Genomic DNA, 16,732 nt, shown 5'->3' on the forward strand with positions numbered 1-16,732 from the left:
CCGCGGATGGCCAGGGAAGTCGACATCGACGCCTACGTCAAGGGTGTGCTCGACGGGAAGCGCGCGGCCGTCGCCCGCGCCATCACGCTCGTCGAGTCCACCCGGCCCGACCACCGCGCCTCGGCGCAGCGGCTGCTGACCGAACTGCTGCCGCACAGCGGCAACGCCCGGCGGATCGGTGTCAGCGGAGTGCCGGGGGTGGGCAAGTCCACCTTCATCGACGCCTTCGGCACGATGCTGACCGGGCTCGGCCACCGGGTGGCGGTGCTGGCCGTCGACCCGTCCTCCACCCGCACCGGCGGCTCCATCCTCGGCGACAAGACGAGGATGGAGCGGCTGGCCGTGGACCCGGCGGCCTTCGTCCGGCCCTCGCCCTCGGCGGGCACACTCGGCGGGGTGGCCAAGGCGACCCGCGAGTCCATGGTGGTGATGGAGGCGGCCGGCTACGACGTCGTCCTGGTGGAGACCGTCGGCGTCGGCCAGTCCGAGACGGCCGTCGCCGGGATGGTCGACTCCTTCCTGCTGCTCACCCTCGCCCGGACGGGCGACCAGCTCCAGGGCATCAAGAAGGGCGTCCTGGAACTGGCCGACGTCCTCGCGGTCAACAAGGCGGACGGGCCGCACGAGCGCGATGCCCGCACCGCCGCGCGCGAACTGGCGGGCGCGCTGCGGCTGATGCGTCCCCCCGCCCACCACTCGGCCGGAGCCGGGGAGACCCCGTCGGCCGACGCCGTCTGGACCCCGCCGGTGCTGAGCTGCAGCGCGCGGGAGTCGACCGGGCTCGACACGGTCTGGGAACGGTTGGAGCAGCACCGCGCCCTTCTCGACGCGGGCGGCCGTCTCGCCGCCAAGCGCCGAGACCAGCAGGTCGAGTGGGCGTGGGCGATGGTCCGGGACGAACTCCTCGGCCGTCTCCGCGCCCATCCGGCCGTACGGGCCGTCGGCCCCGCCCTCGAACAGCAGGTCCGCGACGGTGAACTGACGGCCACTCTCGCGGCGGAACGCATCCTGGAGGCGTTCGCCGAGGAGGCGTGACCCGGCGCGTACGCCGCGTGTGGCCCACGGTCCGCACTTTCGCACATCCGTGCGATGCGTACGTCCGGCCCGGAGCGGGGGAGTCGGGCGGCTGACGTCCGCCGGCCCCGGAGACGGGCGGGCCCGGCAGCATCCCGCCGCCGGGCCGTTCCGCGTTCCCCTTGGACGGCGTGGACGGTGGGGATCGCGACGGCCACGTCGACTGCGGGGTGCGGGAGGGCCGCATGGACTGTGGGCCGTGTAGCGAGCGGGGTCCGTCGGGCGCCACGGCCGGCGGGCCGAGCCGAGGTGACGGGTCGGCGCCGTGGACGCCCCGACTTCCCGACGCCCTGCGGAGGGCTGCCCGTCGGCCGGGGGCCCGGCCCGCCGCGGGCGTACGCGCGCTCAGCGCGCCAGGGCCAGCATCGCCAGCCGCCGCCAGTTCAGCCGGGGCCGGGCGAGCGGGACTCCGGGCCGGTGGCGGGGGACGCGGACACGCAGCGCCCCGGGCCTGACGGTGCACCGCACCGGCACGGCCATCATCAGGGCCTCTCCGTCCACGCCGACCTGCACCTCCGGCGCGTCGGCCTCCACGACGACCTCGTGGGCGGTGAGGGCGGTGAACCCGGGGGAGCGGTCGCCGCGCAGCAGCCCGGCGGCCTGGGCGGCACTCTCCACCGTGACGCTCACGACGCCCAGAACGCCCCGGTCGAGGCGGTCCCGGCGCGCGGGAGCGGCCCGGTCCCCGGCGCGGTACGGGTTGTTGCTCACGAGTACGGCCTGCGGGGAGGCGAGCGTCGTCCTCGCCGCCCGCACGGTGAGCCGCGGGCCCGCGCGGTGCGTCAGCACGTCGGGGAACAACTGCAGGGCGGTCCCGACCTTGTCGTCGCGGTACGCGTCGCTCTGTACGACCAGCGCGTACGCCCCGAACGAGGCGTTGTTGACGAAGACCCGGTCCCCGGCCATGCCCAGGTCGACGGTGAGTTCGACCCCGTCGGTCAGGGCCTCCAACGCCCGTGACGGGTCGTCCCGGTCGAGCCCCAGATCCAGTGCGAAATGGTTCCGGGTCCCGGCCGGGACCACCACGAACGGGACGCCGTGCTCCGCCGCCACGCCCGCCACCAGCGCCTGCGTACCGTCCCCGCCGGCCACGCCGAGCAGGTCGGCGCCGTCGGCGACCGCCGCGCGCGCCACGGACGCGACATCGCTGGGGTGGTCCGGGTCCAGCAGGAACACCTCCGCCCCGGCACCCTCGGCCTTCTCCTTGAGCCCGAAGCGCTCCACCTTCCCGCCGCCCGAGCGCGGGTTCATGATCAGGAACGGCCGTGCGGCAGGGGCCACCGCCACCGTGGGCTGGGCCTTGCGCCGCGCGTCCAGGGCGAGCGCCTCCCACCCGGCCCAGGCGGCCACCGCGCCGAGGGCGAGACACAGCAGCATGACCCACAGCACCCCCGAACGGACCTGCAGCCAGACGACGGTCAGCGGGGCGGCCACCGCCAGCAGCACGGCCAGCACCCGCACGAGCCCCCGCCGGGTCAGCGCCCACCACAGGGCAGCCGCCGTCACCACCGTCCCGGCCAGCACCAGGAGCACCATCGCGACGCCGCCGAGACCGGACGCCACCAGCAGCACGACGGCCGCGGCGGCCGCGAGGACCGCGAGCCGTGCGCTCCAGCGCTGGGCCCGGACCGCGCGTGTCTTCCCGTCGTCCTCCATGGCACCTCCGGTCCGTGTCCGTCCTACCGCCATTGCACAACCGCACGGAGAGAGCCGCCTCTCCGGCCGCCCCACGGCCGTGTGGCATTGGTTCCCGCGGGCGTGTGCGCCCCGCCGGCCCCTCGGCCCTCGGAGCTGTCTCGTCGTCCGCGCTCGCGTTGGGTGCCTCGCCCGTGTCGGCTTCGCGCCCGTGCCGGCTTCGCGCCCGTGTCGGCTTCGCGCCCGTGCCGGCTTCGCGCCCGTGTCGGCTTCGCGCCCGTGCCGGCCCCGGCGCTCGCGTTGGTTCCCGCGCCCGTGTGCGTCCTGAGGGGGTGTCGGCTTCCGGCGGCGGGTGCGTCCCGCCGGCCCGTCGGTCCTCGCAGACGTCTCGGCTCACGCGCTCGCGTGGGGTGCCTCGCCCGTATGCGCCCATCGGGCGTGTGCCCCACGGCCGTGTGTGCCCCGAGCGCGCGTTGGTTCCCGCGCCCGAGTCGGTGCCTCGCCCATGTCGACGCCGCGGCGGTGTGCGCCGAGCGGCCCATCGGTCCCGCTTCGACTGCGCCCGCGTGTGCGTCAAGCAGCACCTCGGTCGCGCTCTCGCTCCCGCGCCGTGTCGGCCCTCGCTCCCGCGTCGGTTCCCACGCCCGCGCCCCCTGATCGGCCCGGGCGCGTCGACCTTCGCGCCCGTGCCCGCGCCGGCCTCCGCAGCCGCCTCCGCCCCGCGCCTGCGACCGTGTACGGCCCGGTGCGCGGTGCCCGGCGCGTGGCCGTCCCGGGCGGAGGCGTGCACACCGTCCGGCCCCACGCCCCGCCCGCCGTTGGCGATCATGAATGGCCGCTGGGATCATGAGGGCTGACGAACGGACGGCACGGCGGTGGAACCCATGGCCGAGGACGCCCAGCTGCACCCCAGCGGCGACCCGCTGCTGGCCGCGAAGTTCGCGGTACCCGCCGTACCGCCTGCCTTCGTGGCCCGGCAGCGACTCCTGGACCGGCTCACCGAGGGCGCCCAGGGCCCTCTCACGGTGATCACGGGTCCCGCAGGCGCGGGCAAGACCACGCTCGCCGCCTCCTGGTGGGAGGCCGACCTGGCGCCCGGACCGGTCGTCTGGCTCACGGTGGAGAGCGACGACAACGCGCCGGGCGTGTTCTGGGCCTATGTGCTCGGTGCCTTCCGTTATCACCGGGTGCCGCTGCCCGACGGCGTGGGCAGCCCGTCGAGCGCCGACAACGTCGACCACTCCCTGATCGTGCGGCTCGCCTCCGCCCTCGCTCAGCTGCCGGAGCCGGTGGTGCTCGTCCTCGACGGGCTGGAACACACGGGCGTCCACGACATCGCCGCCGAGCTGGACTTCGTCCTCTCCCACGCCGGGCCGTCGCTGCGACTGGTCCTCATAGGGCGCGTCGATCCCGCGCTGCCCCTCCACCGCTACCGAGCCGAGGCACGGGTATGCGAGATCCGCCGGTCCGAACTCGCGTTCACCCCGCGGGAGACGGCGCAGCTGCTGCGCTGCCACGGGCTCACCCCCTCCCAGGAGAGCGTCGGGGCCCTCACCGACCGTACCCAGGGGTGGGCCGCCGGGCTCCGGCTGTGCGCCCTCGCGATGCAACGGACCGAGGACGCCGAGCACTTCGCCCAGTCGTTCGCCGCCTCGCAGAACGCCGTCGCCGACTATCTGACGGCCGAGGTGCTGGCGGCCCAGCCGGAGGCGACGCAGGACCTGCTCATCCGGACCAGCATCCTCTCCCACGTCCATCCCGGGCTGGCCGACGCCCTCACCGGACGGGACGACGGCGAGCGCATCCTCGGCAGGCTCGTCCGCGACAACGCGTTCGTCGAGCCGATCGGCGACACCTCCTGGTACCGCTGCCACCCGCTGTTCGCCGAGGTGCTCCGGGCCCATCTGCGCAGCCGCAGCCCCGCGCTCGGCGCGCCGCTGCACCGGGAGGCCGCCCGCTGGCTCGACGGTCACGACAGGCTGACCGACGCGATCGAGCACGCGGCCGCGGCGGACGACTGGCCGTACGCCGCCGGTCTCCTGGTCGACCGGCTCGCCGCCGGGCGCCTCCTCACCGGACCGGACAGCCATCGTCTCGAACGGCTGTTCAGTGCGATGCCGGACGGACTGCCCGGCACGGCGCCCGCCCTCGCCGCAGCCGCCTGTGCCCTGGCCCGCGGCGACGCCGCCGCCGGGCGCAAGCACCTCGCGGGTGCCCGTCCCGGCGCCGACGCCGCGCCCGAGAGTCTGCTCACCCAAGCGCTGCTGCGGCTCCTCACCGACCCCGGCACCGGCACCGACCCTGGCACCGGCACCGACCCTGGCACCGGCGCCGGCACCGGCGCCGGCACCAGGGGCCCCCGGGCATCCGCCTCCGCTGAGGACGGTGACGACCGCGAGCCTGCCGCGGCGGACCCGGGCCCGGACCGCGGGACCCCGGACCCCGACCGCGAGGTGCGGACGCTGATGGACCGGGTCGACCGCGACCGGCTCGCCCGGCACCCCGAGATCGAGGCGCTCCGGAGGTACGGCCGCGGCCGCGCCCTCCTCGCCGCGGGACACCGGTCCGAGGCACGGGAGGCGTTCGCCGCCGCGCTCGACGCCGCCACGGACGAGCAGACCTGGACGGTCCGCTACCACTGCCTCGGGGCGCTGGCCCTCGCCGAGGCCGTCGACGGACTGCTGCGGCCGGCCGAGACCCACGCCCGGGACGGGCTCAAGGCCGCCGAGGAGCACGGCATCCCCGTCGACCGCCGCACGGCACGGTGCCATCTCGCGCTCGCGTCGGTCGCCGCCGACCGGGGGGACCTCACCGCCGCCGGCCGGTACCTCGCGGCCGCCCGGGCCCAGCCGCTGGTCCGCGACGTACCGGCCGCCGCCGAGGCCGCGGTGCTCCGCTCCCGCCTCGAACTCGCCCGCGGACGTGCGGCGGCGGCACTGTCGGCGCTCGACGAGGTGCCCGTTTCCGCCGACGGTCCGGCCGCCGCCGGGGGAGAGGCGGCGGGCCGGATCGCCGTCGCCCGCTGCTCCGTCCACCTCGGACGCGGTGATCCGGCGGCCGCGCTCGCCGCACTGGGCGAGGCGCCACCGGGCGGCCCCGCCCTTACGGTCGCGTCGGCCGCCGCCCGGCTCGCGGCCGGGGACGGCGGACAGGCGCGCCGGCTGCTCGCCGGGCTCCCCGGCGGCGACCGTGTCCCCCCGGCGGTCCGGGTCCGTGCGCAGCTCCTCGAAGCGCAGTCGACGGCCGTCGAGGGGGACGGCGCGAAGGCGGCGGCGCTCGTGGCCGTCGCCGTACGCACCGCGCGGCCGCACGGACTGCGGGCCCCGTTCACCGAGGCCGGCCCGTGGCTGCGGCACCTGCTGTCCCGCGCGTCCGGACTCGCGGACGCCCGGGCCTGGCTGACGGGCCGACCGGCGGACGCCGAGAAACAGGCCGGTCGCGGCACCGGCACCGGCGACGGCAGTGGCTCCGGCACGGGGGACACCGCGGACGCGGTTCCGCTGCTCGTCGAACAGCTCAGCCCCCGGGAGCGCGATGTCCTGCGGTGCGCCGCCGAGATGATGTCGACGGACGAGATCGCCGCCGAGCTCTTCCTCTCCGTCAACACGGTCAAGACGCATCTGAAGAGCGTCTACCGCAAGCTGTCGGTGTCCCGACGCAGTGAGGCCGTGCGCCGTGCCCGGGACGCCGGCCTGCTCTGAGGCCCGTCCGGCCCGCGCCCGGCGGCCGTGCTCCGGGCCGTCCCGTGAGGCCGCGTACCGGGTCACCTCGCTCGGGTGATGCGGCCCGGCCGCCCCCGGCGGGACCATGCAGCAAGAGCCCTCAGCGCACGGGGAAGTGCTCGCATGCGATACGAGTTCCGCGTCTCCGGTCATCTGTCACCGGCCGTCGCCGGTGCTTTTCCCGAGCTCGACGAAGTGACGGTGCCGGAGGAGACCGTTCTGTTCGGGCCCGTCACCGACGAGGCCCATCTGTACGGACTGCTCGTACGCTTCCAGGATCTCGGCCTGCACGTGGTGGAACTGCGCCGGCTGCCCGACTGACCCGCGCCGCGGGCCAAAGGGCCCCGCGCGGAGCGGCATGCCCCGCGACGGGCCGGGCGCCGCTGCGTGCGCCTCCCGCCCCGCGACCCGGGCCGCTCGAGAGGTGGCGGACGTCGGGCAGAGGCCCTGGCGGGTTCGCCGCAGAGGCCGAGGGGGCAGGGGGGAAGGCCCGTGTCGTCAGCCGGCCGGTTCGCCGTCGGCGACACGTTCCCGCAGCCCCGGGTCGCGGCCCGACGCCTTCGCGTACCAGGCCCCGTACCGCTCGCTCAGCAGGACGGACGTCACCCCGTGCGCCAGCACGCTCAGGCCCACGGTGACGGCCACGACCCGGCCGGGCAGGGCCGCCCCGGCGCCGTACTCCTTCACCACGAGCAGAGCCAGGACCAGCGACGCCAGACCGCGTGGCCCGAACCAGCCCACGTACGCCACGGTCGGCAGCCGCAGTCCGCTGCCGGCCAGGGCGAGCGCGACCGGCACCATCCGCACCACGGTGAGACTGAGCAGCGCGTAGGCGACGGTCCGCCGGTCCAGGTGCTCCAGGGCCGGGCCCAGCAGCACGGCGCCGAACACCAGGAAGCTCATCGCCGCGAGCAGCGCCGCCACGTTCTCGGTGAACTCGTGGCCCCCGGCGAACCCATGGCTCCGGGCGCCCTCCGGAGACGTCTCCGCCGGTACGTCGCGGCGCATCAGGACGGCGAAGGCGATCCCCGCCGCCCAGACGGCGATGAACCCGCTGCCGTCGACGAGCCGCGCGAGCGCGAAGGAGGCCAGGACGGTCGACAGGATCATCAGCTGGTTCCCCTCCCTGCTCACCCATCCGGCGGAGCCCGCCCGTCTCAGCAGCAGGGCGGCCGCGACCCCGCAGGCGACCCCGAGTGCCGCGCTGAGCACCAGCGAGCGCCAGAAGATGCCCACGTGGTCCTCCTCGGCGGCGCCGGGCAGGGCGGCGAGCAGCAGGACGAAGACGGGGAGCACGATGCCGTCGCCGATGCCGCACTCGGCGTTGAGGCCGCTGCGCACGAGCGGCGGTACCCGCGGCGAGGAGAGGGCGGTCCGGCACACCGCCGCGTCGGTGGGCGCGAGGATCGTGGCGATCAGGGCCAGCTCCCACACGGTCAGCCCGGGCAGCAGCGGCCAGGCGAGCAGCCAGCCGGCCGCGATCGTCAGCGGCAGGCCGATGGCCAGCAGCCGCACGGGGAGGAAGCGGCCCCGGTGCAGCTGGCGGCCGCGCAGGCTCATGGCGTCGGTGAACAGGACCAGCGCCAGGGCCGTCTCGACCAGGACGAGCACCGGCCCCGCGCTGTGCTCGAGGCCGAAGAGGCCGAGCCCCGCGGGCCCGATGAGCACCCCGCATGCGGTGAAGAACAAGGGGGCGGTGACCACCGTGGCGGCGATGCGCCGCGACACCAGCGCGTATCCCGCCGTGACCACCGCCACGGCCACCCCGGTCAGCGCGTTCCCGCCGCTCACGTACCCATCACCCACCCGGCCAACGGCACCACGGACCGGTTCATCGTCGGGCACGGCGCCGTACCGCCCCGGCACCGACACGGCCCGGGCCCGCCGGCCCCCGTGGTCCGGCAGGGCCTCCGATTCACCCGTGCGGGGTGAGGGAACCGTCCGCCCGCCGCCCCACACTGACGGCGAGCGGACTCCGAGGTCCGACGGCTACGGCAGGAGGACGGCTATGCACGACACGGTCTATCTCGCTTACGACTATCCGGTTCTGGGCGCGTTCTGGACCGTGATGTGGCTCTTCCTCTGGGTCGTGTGGCTGGTGCTGCTCTTCCGTGTCTTCGTGGACATCTTCCGTGACCACGAGATGAGCGGCTGGGCCAAGGCGGCCTGGCTGATCTTCGTGCTGCTGATCCCGTTCCTCGGCGTGCTGGTCTACGTGATCGTCCGCGGCAAGGACATGGGCAGGCGCGAGATCAAGCACGCGCAGGAGCAGCAGGAAGCGTTCAACGCGTACATCCGGCAGACCGCCAAGGGCACCGGAACGGGGGACGAGCTTGCCCGGCTCTCCGAGCTCAAGGCCAAGGGTGACCTGAGCGAGGAGGAATTCCAGCGAGCCAAGCAAAAGCTCCTGAGTTGAGGACGAGGGGACATCATGACCCAACCGACCACCGGACACTCCAAGAGCTACTTCGCCTGGGCCGGAGGCCTGACGATGTTCGCGGGAGTGGTCCTGATCATCGCCGGATTCCTCGATTTCTTCCGCGGAATCATGGGAATCGCGAACGACGACGTGTTCGTGGCGACGCCCGGCTACGTCTTCCGATTCGACCTCACCGCATGGGGCTGGCTGCATCTGATCTTCGGGATCGTCGCCGTCGCGGCCGGTTTCGCCCTCTTCAAGGGCGCCCTGTGGTCGCGGATCCTCGGCATCGCCCTCGCAGGGGTGCTGCTGGTCGTCAACTTCCTCTCCCTGCCGTACTACCCGCTGTGGTCCCTCGTCGCGATCGCCCTGTATATCGCGATCATCTGGGCCCTGTGTGTCGGACGGTCGCCGGAGGAGAAGATCTGACGGGCGGCCGGGACCGCCGGCTCACCGGGCCGGCGGTTCCGCCCGCAGCGCTTCCAGCATCCGTGACAGTGCCGCCCAGGTGTCGTCCAGGTCCGTCGGGCCGTGGGAGGAGGCCAGCCACAGGGCGGCCTCGTTCATTGCCCCGGACAGCAGGCGGGTCAGGGGCTCCACCGGCTGCGGGGGGATCTCTCCCGCGGCGGTGAGGCCGGCGAGCGCCTCGGTGAGATGGCGTGCGGACGCCGCCTCGTCGAGGGCCCGCCACTCGTTCCACCCGAGCACCGCGGGACCGTCGAGCAGCATGATCCGCTGGACCTGCGGGTCCGTACCGGCGGTGAGGAACGCCCGGCAGCCCGCGGTCAGCTGTGCCCACGGGTCGTCCTCGGCGCCTGCCGCCGCCGCCACCCGGCCGGCGACCTCCTGCTGCACCTCTTCCAGGACGGCGCGGAACAGCGCCGCCTTGCCGTCGAAGTGGTGGTACAGCGCGCCCTTGGTGACCCCCGCGGCGCGCACGATCTCCGCGAGGCCCACGGCCGCGTAGCCCTCGGCCGCGAACAGCCGGCGGCCCTCGCGTACCAGTGCCCCGCGTGTCAGCTCCCGCTGCCTGGCCCGTGTGGTGTGGTGCGCGTCCGGCATGGTTCCCGCTCCCGCCTTTTGACATACCGATGGTACGCGAATAGCGTACTTCACATACCATCGGTATGCGAAAGGAAGGTCCGCCATGCTGACCAGCTTCTATCCCGTGATCTGCACGCCCCGGATCCAGGAGTCCCGCGCCTTCTACATCGATCTGCTCGGCTTCGCACCGACGTTCGAGGCCGACTGGTACGTCAGCCTCCGGCGCCCCGGCCCGCTCCCGTACGAACTCGCCCTGCTCGACCCCGCCCACCCGACACTGCCCGAGGCCTACCGCACCCCCGTGCGCGGACTGCTGCTCAACCTCGAAGTCGAGGACGTGGACGCCGAGTGGGAGCGACTGGTCGTGGGGGAGGGGCTGAAGCCGGAGCTGGAGCTGCGCGACGAGGACTTCGGGCAGCGGCACTTCATCGTCGCCGACCCCGGCGGCGTCCTCGTCGACGTGATCACCCCCATCCCGCCCTCGGGGGACTTCGCCGCGCAGTACGTCCCGGCCGGCGACCGTCCGGATGCGCCGACGCGCACTCGGACAGGTGTGCACAGCGCGCGCGACCAGGACCCCCGGGCTGCAATGGACGGGTGACGGCCACCCCCGACGACTGCCTCGCCCGCAACGAGTGGATCTGCGGCGACTACCTCTCCAGCCGCCGCGAGATCCTCTGGGACGCCACGCTCCAGCACCTCCACCTGACGTTCGTCTCCGTGGCCCTGGCGCTCCTCCTCGCCCTGCCCCTGGCCGTCGCGTCCCGGCGGTGGCGCTGGACCGCCGGCCCCGTGCTCGGGGTGACGACGATCCTCTACACGATCCCTTCGCTGGCGATGTTCTCGCTGCTGCTCCCGGTGTACGGGCTGTCCGCCTCACTGGTCGTCGCCGGACTCGTGCTGTACTCCCTCACCCTGCTGGTCCGCAACATCCTCGCGGGTCTCCGCTCCGTACCCGCGGAGACCCGGCAGGCCGCACGCGGCATGGGCTACGGGCCGGCGCGGCAGCTCCTGGCCGTCGAGCTGCCGCTCGCCCTGCCCGCCGCCATGGCCGGGCTGCGGATCGCGACCGTGTCCGCCGTCTCGCTCGTGACCATCGGCGCGATCGTCGGCTTCGGCGGGCTGGGCAACCTCATCTACTCGGGGATGAACACCTATTTCAAGGCCCAGGTGCTGACGGCCTCGGTGCTCTGCGTGCTCATCGCCGTGGCCGCCGACCTCGTGCTGCTGGGCGTCCAGCGGGCGCTCACCCCGTGGACGCGGGCCGCCGCATGAACACGCTCGCGCAGACCTGGGACTGGCTGACCGGCTCCGCCAACTGGTCCGGCGAGAACGGGGTGTGGCGCCGGCTCGGCCAGCACCTGTACCTGACCTCGGTCTGCCTCGTGATCAGCTGCGCCGTCGCGCTGCCCGTCGCCCTCGTCCTGGGGCACCTCGGCAAGGGCGGCGCGCTCGCCGTCAACATCTCCAACGTCGGCCGTGCCGTGCCCACCTTCGCGGTCCTCGTCCTGCTGCTCCTCAGCCCGATCGGTACGTGGGGCGACTGGCCCACCATCGTCGCGCTGGTCCTGTTCGCCGTGCCGCCGCTGCTGACCAACGCCTACGTCGGCATGCGCGGTGTCGACCGGGACGTCGTCCGCGCCGCGCGGGGGATGGGCATGACGGGCGGCCAGACGCTGTTCCGTGTCGAACTCCCGCTCGCGACACCGCTGGTCCTCACGGGGGTACGGATCGCCGCCGTCCAGCTCGTGGCCACCGCGACCGTCGCGGCGCTGGCGGGCGGCGGCGGGCTGGGCCGCATCATCACGGCGGGCTTCAACCTCGCCTCCACCCCCCAGGTGGTCGCCGGCGCGGTGCTCGTCGCCGCCCTCGCGGTGGTGGTGGAGGGTGTCTTCGTGGCCGTGGAACGGTCCGCCCCGGCACGGACCCGGGCAGCGGCGCCATGAGCCGGCTCCTCGCCCTGCTCGGCGCGGCCCTGCTCCTGGCGGTCGCCGCCTGCACCACGGGCCCCTCCCTGGAGGACCGAGGGCAGGTGACCGCGCCGCCCGGTGACAGCAGGCATCTGACGATCGGCTCCGCCGGCTTCACCGAGAGCGACCTGCTCGCCCGGATGTACGCGCTGCTGCTCGAGCACGCGGGGTACCGGACGAAGGTCATCTCCGTGACCAACCGGGAGATCTACGAACCCGCCCTGGAGAGCGGCCAGATCGACGTGGTCCCCGAGTACGCCGCCACCTTCGCCGACTGGCTGGGCGCCAAGGCCCACGGCCCCGGCGCCACGGCCGCCGGCTCGCCCGACCTCGACGCCACCATGAGCGCCCTGCGCTCGCTCGCCGACCCGCGCGGGTTGAAGGTCCTCGACCCGGGGCGGGCCGTGGACCAGAACGCCTTCGCCGTCACCGAGGAGTTCGCCCGCGCCCACCGGCTGCGGACCCTCGGCGACCTCGGCCGATCGGGCGTCCCCGTACGCCTCGCCGCCGGTGACGAATGCGTGCAGCGGCCCTACTGCGCGCCCGGGCTGGAGAAGACGTACGGCATCCGCATCAGCGGTATCGACCCCAAGGGCGTCGGCACCACACAGGCCAAGCAGGCCGTCCAGTCGGGCCAGGACCAGATGGTCCTCACCACCACCACGGACGCCACCCTCGACGACTTCGGCCTGGTGCTCCTGGAGGACGACAAGAAGCTCCAGAACGCCGACCACATCGTCCCCGTCGTCAACCGGGCCCGCGCCGGCGGCCCCCGGGTCACGAAGGCACTCGACAAGCTGAACTCGGTCCTGACCACGGAGGACCTGGCCCGTCTCAACGAGCAGGTGGACAACTGGCGCCGGCTGCCCGAGGACGTCGCCCGGCAGTACCTGCGGTCCAAGGGCCTGCTCCCGAAGTGACCCGGGCGGCGGCCGCTCCGTACCGCCCCCGGGCAACGCCCGCCCCGCCCCGGACGGCTGCTTGCGACCGGCCGGACAGGAGCCCGGACCGCCCCGGACGGCAACGCCCGCCCCGGACGGCCGGTCCCGCAGTGGCTCAGGCGTCCGCCACCGAGTCGAAGTCCACCTGGTCCCTGGCCACGCCCCGGGCCTCGGAGTCCACCGAACGGCGCAGTGCCTCGTGGAGTTTGGCCGGTGTCAGCACGCCCGCGAACCGGGCCCCGTCCACCACGGCCACCCATCCGGCGTCGTGCTGCAGCATCTCGCTGAACGCCTGCTTCAGCGGCGCCCCGAGCGGGACCCACGCCTCCATCCGGCGGGCCAGCTCGCCGACCGTGCCCCGGTCCGCGGCGCGCGCCAGCGACTCGGCCGACACCCAGCCGTGCAGATCGCCCCCGGCGTTGAGCACGACGGCCCAGCGCGCGTCCGCCGCCCGCAGCCGGGCCGACGCGGCGCCGGCGGGCTCGTCCAGACGCGCGACCGGCGGCTGCTCCAGGCCGTCCTCCTCGATCGTGGTCACCGAGAGGCGCTTCAGCCCCCGGTCCGCGCCCACGAACCGGGCCACGTAGTCGGTCGCGGGCGTGCCGAGCACCGCGCCCGGCGTGTCGAACTGTTCGATGCGGCCCTGCCCGTAGACGGCGATGCGGTCGCCCATCCGCACCGCTTCCTCGATGTCGTGGGTGACCAGCAGGACGGTCTTGCGGACCGTCGCCTGGAGGTTCAGGAATTCGTTCTGCAGCCGCTCCCGCACCACCGGGTCGACCGCGCCGAACGGCTCGTCCATCAGCAGCACGGGAGGGTCCGCCGCCAGCGCCCGGGCCACCCCGACCCGCTGGCGCTGACCGCCCGAGAGCTGTTGGGGATAGCGGTCGCCGTAGGTCTTCGGGTCGAGGCCCACCAGATCGAGGAGTTCGGCGGCCCGCGCCCGCGCCCGGCGCTTCTTCCAGCCCAGCAGGGACGGCACGGTCGCGGTGTTGTCGAGGACCGTCCGGTGCGGGAACAGTCCGACCTGCTGGATGACGTAGCCGATCCGGCGGCGCAGCCGGACCGGGTCCACCCGGGAGATGTCCTCGTCCCCCACCAGGATCCGCCCCGACGTGGGTTCGATCAGCCGGTTGACCATCATCATCGTGGTGGTCTTGCCGCAGCCCGAGGGGCCGACGAGAGTGACCAGTTCGCCCTCGGCGACCTCGAAGGACAACCCGTCCACGGCGGTCGTGCCGTCCGGGTAGACCTTGCCGACCTCCTCGAACCGGATCATGCGTCCACGCTAGGCGCGCCGTGCGCGACGCGCACACGGGCCGGGTCCGAAGCGGGCCGCCCGCGCACCATCGGGGTCAGCCCGCTGAACAGCGTCTCTTTCGCTGACTCTTGCGGGCCGGTGGAGCCCCTGCTATCCATCCGTTAGGAAAGTTTCCTTCCAGTCATCCCCCCACTCGCGGAGACCCCATGAGACCCGCACCCTTCTCGTTACGCGCCCTGCGCACCACGGCCGCCGCGGCCCTCGTCCTGCTCCTCGGCCTCGGAGCGGCCCCCGCCGCACCGGCCGCACCCGCCCCCGCACCGGCCGCGAGCACGCCCGTCGACGCCAACGGACAGCTCACGGTCTGCGGGACCAAGCTCTGCAACCGGCACGGAAAGCCGATCCAGCTCCGCGGCATGTCCACCCACGGACTGCAGTGGTACGGCCAGTGCGTGACGTCCGGTTCGCTGAACGCCCTCGCCGGCGACTGGCGGGCCGACGTCCTGCGCGTCTCCATGTACATCCAGGAGGGCGGCTACGAGACCGACCCGCGCAGGTTCACCGACCTGGTCCACTCGGCCATCGAGCAGGCCACGGCCCGCGGCCTGTACGTGATCGTCGACTGGCACATGCTCAGTCCGGGCGACCCCCACCACAACCTCGCCCGCGCCCGCACGTTCTTCACCGAGATCGCCCAGCGCCACCAGGGCAGGAACAACCTGCTGTACGAGATCGCCAACGAGCCCAGCGGCGTCTCCTGGGCCCGCGTCAAGGACTACGCCGAACAGCTCATCCCGGTCATCCGCCGCCACGACCCCGAGACCCCGGTGCTCGTCGGCACCCGCGCCTGGTCCTCGTTCGGCGTCTCCGAGGGCGCGGACGAGACCGAGGTGGTCCGCAACCCCGTGAACGCCTCGAACATCATGTACACCTTCCACTTCTACGCCGCCTCGCACCGGGAGGAGTACCTGGACACCCTCGCCCGCGCCGCCGCCCGGCTGCCCGTGTTCGTCACGGAGTTCGGCACCCAGAACTACGCGGGCGAGGAAGCGAACGACTTCGCCATGTCCCAGCGCTACCTCGACCTCATGGCGAGCCGGAAGATCAGCTGGGTGAACTGGAACTTCTCCGACGACCATCGCAGCGGCGCCGTCCTCAGACCCGGCACCTGCGCCGCCAACGGCCCCTGGACCGGGACCGGCCCCCTGAAGCCCGCCGGGGTCTGGATCCGCGAGCGGGTCAGGACCCCGGACGACTTCCCGGCCGGCTGATCCTCGGTGCGACCCCCGCCCGGCCGTGTGATGCACTGGGCGGGCGGGGAACGCACCATCAGCCACCACACAGCAGGAGCGCGCAGTGACCAGCTACCGGCAGCCGGGCCTCGTCCTCACGGACCGCCACTTCACCGTTCCCCTGGACCACGACGACCCCTCGGGGGAGCAGATAGCCCTCTACGGCCGCGAGATCGTCTCCAGCAGCCGGGCCGGAGCCGATCTGCCGTGGCTGGTCTACCTGGAGGGCGGCCCGGGCTTCGGGGCGCGGCGGTTCCCCGGCAAGCAGGCCTGGCTGGGACGCGCGGTGCAGGAGTTCCGCGTCCTCCTCCTCGACCAGCGCGGCACCGGACTGTCCTCGCCCGTCAACCGGCAGACGCTCCCCCTGCGCGGCGGCCCCGAGGAGCAGGCGCGCCATCTCTCGCACTTCCGCGCCGACAGCATCGTCCGGGACTGCGAGGCGGTCCGCGCGCAGCTGACGGGCGGGGCCCGCTGGACGGTCCTCGGCCAGAGCTTCGGCGGATTCTGCGCCACCCACTACCTCTCCACGGCGCCGGAAGGGCTGAAGGCGGTGCTGATCACCGGCGGACTGCCCTCCCTGGACGCCGGCGCCGAGGACGTCTACCGCGCCGCGTACCCCCGCATCCAGCGCAAGAACGAGGCGCACTACACGCGCTACCCGCAGGACGTCGACCGTGCCCGGCGCATCGCCGAGCACCTCGTCTCCCGGCGGACCGTCCTGCCCGGCGGCTACGTCCTTACCCCCGAGGCGTTCCAGTCCCTGGGCATCCAGCTAGGCACCGGGGACGGCAGCCACCAGCTCCACTACCTGCTGGAGAACGCCTTCGTGCGCACGGCCGACGGCGACGAGCTCTCCGACGCCTTCCAGCAGGGCGTCCTCACCGCGCTCTCGTACGCCGCCCATCCGCTGTACGCCGTGCTCCACGAGGCCATCTACGCCCAGGGCCAGGCCCCCACGGCCTGGGCCGCCGAGCGGGTGCGCGCCGAGTTCCCGCAGTTCGACGCGGAGAAGACGCTCGCGGGCGACGGACCGCTGCTCTTCACCGGCGAGTCCGTCCACCCCTGGCACTTCGTGACCGACCCCGCCCTGCGGCCCCTGCGCGAGGCCGCGGAGATCCTGGCCGCCCGCACCGACTGGCCCGCGCTGTACGACGCCGAGCGACTGGCCGCCAACGAGGTCCCGGTCGCCGCGGCCGTCTACCACGACGACATGTACGTCGACACCGCCCACTCCCTTGTGACAGCGCGCGCCATCCGGGGACTGCGCACCTGGGTCACCGACGAGTACGAGCACGACGGCGTCCGGGCGTCCGGCTCCCGTGTGCTCGACCGGCTGCTCGCGCTGGTGCGCGACGAGGTGTGACGGCGGGTGCC

14 protein-coding genes and 1 pseudogene are annotated in these 16,732 nt (G+C 73.9%); 11 read left to right on the plus strand and 4 right to left on the minus strand.

Going from position 1 to position 16,732, the window contains the following annotated elements; all coding sequences use genetic code 11:
- Positions 1-6 precede the first annotated feature (6 nt).
- Positions 7-1,035, plus strand: coding sequence for a methylmalonyl Co-A mutase-associated GTPase MeaB (meaB, locus tag QRN89_RS33020; protein WP_290353078.1), 1,029 nt, complete (start codon positions 7-9; stop codon positions 1,033-1,035).
- 384 nt (positions 1,036-1,419) lie between these two features.
- Here the strand turns inward: meaB and QRN89_RS33025 are convergent, their stop codons facing one another.
- On the minus strand, positions 1,420-2,730 hold the full coding sequence (locus QRN89_RS33025) for a diacylglycerol/lipid kinase family protein (protein WP_290353079.1): 1,311 nt from the start codon (positions 2,728-2,730) through the stop codon (positions 1,420-1,422).
- An 863-nt stretch (positions 2,731-3,593) separates the two neighbouring features.
- Between QRN89_RS33025 and QRN89_RS33030 the strand changes: the two genes are divergently transcribed.
- The gene (locus QRN89_RS33030; RefSeq protein ID WP_290353080.1) at positions 3,594-6,410 is read left to right on the plus strand and encodes a winged helix-turn-helix domain-containing protein; all 2,817 of its coding nucleotides are present in this window, start codon (positions 3,594-3,596) and stop codon (positions 6,408-6,410) included.
- A gap of 144 nt (positions 6,411-6,554) precedes the next feature.
- Positions 6,555-6,752, plus strand: coding sequence for a DUF8691 family protein (locus QRN89_RS33035; RefSeq protein ID WP_290353081.1), 198 nt, complete (start codon positions 6,555-6,557; stop codon positions 6,750-6,752).
- Between the two features lie 177 nt (positions 6,753-6,929).
- Here QRN89_RS33035 and QRN89_RS33040 read toward each other — a convergent pair whose 3' ends face one another.
- Positions 6,930-8,237: a cation:proton antiporter domain-containing protein gene (locus QRN89_RS33040; protein WP_290353082.1), complete on the minus strand. Its 1,308-nt coding sequence runs from the start codon at positions 8,235-8,237 to the stop codon at positions 6,930-6,932.
- 202 nt (positions 8,238-8,439) lie between these two features.
- On the opposite strand from QRN89_RS33040, the gene QRN89_RS33045 reads away from it, so the two are divergent.
- Both QRN89_RS33045 and QRN89_RS33050 read left to right on the plus strand, forming a co-directional pair.
- Positions 8,440-8,847, plus strand: a complete 408-nt coding sequence (locus QRN89_RS33045) for an SHOCT domain-containing protein (protein ID WP_290353083.1) — start codon at positions 8,440-8,442, stop codon at positions 8,845-8,847.
- 15 nt (positions 8,848-8,862) lie between these two features.
- Entirely contained in the window at positions 8,863-9,279 is a 417-nt protein-coding gene (locus QRN89_RS33050; protein ID WP_093654915.1) for a DUF7144 family membrane protein, read from the plus strand.
- Positions 9,280-9,300: 21 nt separating this feature from the next.
- Here QRN89_RS33050 and QRN89_RS33055 read toward each other — a convergent pair whose 3' ends face one another.
- Positions 9,301-9,912, minus strand: a complete 612-nt coding sequence (locus QRN89_RS33055; RefSeq protein WP_290353084.1) for a TetR/AcrR family transcriptional regulator — start codon at positions 9,910-9,912, stop codon at positions 9,301-9,303.
- A gap of 85 nt (positions 9,913-9,997) precedes the next feature.
- On the opposite strand from QRN89_RS33055, the pseudogene QRN89_RS33060 reads away from it, so the two are divergent.
- The 4 genes and pseudogenes from QRN89_RS33060 to QRN89_RS33075 all read left to right on the plus strand — a co-directional run.
- Positions 9,998-10,399: pseudogene (locus QRN89_RS33060) on the plus strand (VOC family protein); the annotation flags it as partial.
- 92 nt (positions 10,400-10,491) lie between these two features.
- Complete coding sequence (locus QRN89_RS33065; protein WP_290353085.1) at positions 10,492-11,169, plus strand: ABC transporter permease; 678 nt, start codon at positions 10,492-10,494, stop codon at positions 11,167-11,169.
- Positions 11,166-11,840 (plus strand): ABC transporter permease, encoded by a 675-nt coding sequence (locus QRN89_RS33070; protein WP_290353086.1) that lies wholly within the window; start codon positions 11,166-11,168, stop codon positions 11,838-11,840. Before QRN89_RS33065 ends, QRN89_RS33070 begins: the two co-directional genes overlap by 4 nt.
- Positions 11,837-12,784, plus strand: a complete 948-nt coding sequence (locus QRN89_RS33075; RefSeq protein WP_290353087.1) for an ABC transporter substrate-binding protein — start codon at positions 11,837-11,839, stop codon at positions 12,782-12,784. Before QRN89_RS33070 ends, QRN89_RS33075 begins: the two co-directional genes overlap by 4 nt.
- Positions 12,785-12,920: 136 nt before the next feature.
- Here the strand turns inward: QRN89_RS33075 and QRN89_RS33080 are convergent, their stop codons facing one another.
- A complete protein-coding gene (locus tag QRN89_RS33080; RefSeq protein WP_290353088.1) occupies positions 12,921-14,084 on the minus strand; it encodes a betaine/proline/choline family ABC transporter ATP-binding protein in 1,164 nt (387 codons plus the stop codon).
- A gap of 188 nt (positions 14,085-14,272) precedes the next feature.
- Here QRN89_RS33080 and QRN89_RS33085 point away from each other — a divergent pair, with 188 nt between their 5' ends.
- Together QRN89_RS33085 and QRN89_RS33090 are read left to right on the plus strand one after the other, a co-directional pair.
- Positions 14,273-15,337 (plus strand): glycoside hydrolase family 5 protein, encoded by a 1,065-nt coding sequence (locus tag QRN89_RS33085; protein ID WP_290353089.1) that lies wholly within the window; start codon positions 14,273-14,275, stop codon positions 15,335-15,337.
- Positions 15,338-15,422: 85 nt separating this feature from the next.
- A complete protein-coding gene (locus QRN89_RS33090) occupies positions 15,423-16,721 on the plus strand; it encodes an alpha/beta fold hydrolase (RefSeq protein WP_290353090.1) in 1,299 nt (432 codons plus the stop codon).
- The last annotated feature ends 11 nt before the right edge of the window (positions 16,722-16,732 follow it).

Source organism: Streptomyces sp. HUAS CB01, from assembly GCF_030406905.1.
Taxonomy (GTDB): Bacteria; Actinomycetota; Actinomycetes; order Streptomycetales; family Streptomycetaceae; genus Streptomyces; species Streptomyces chengbuensis.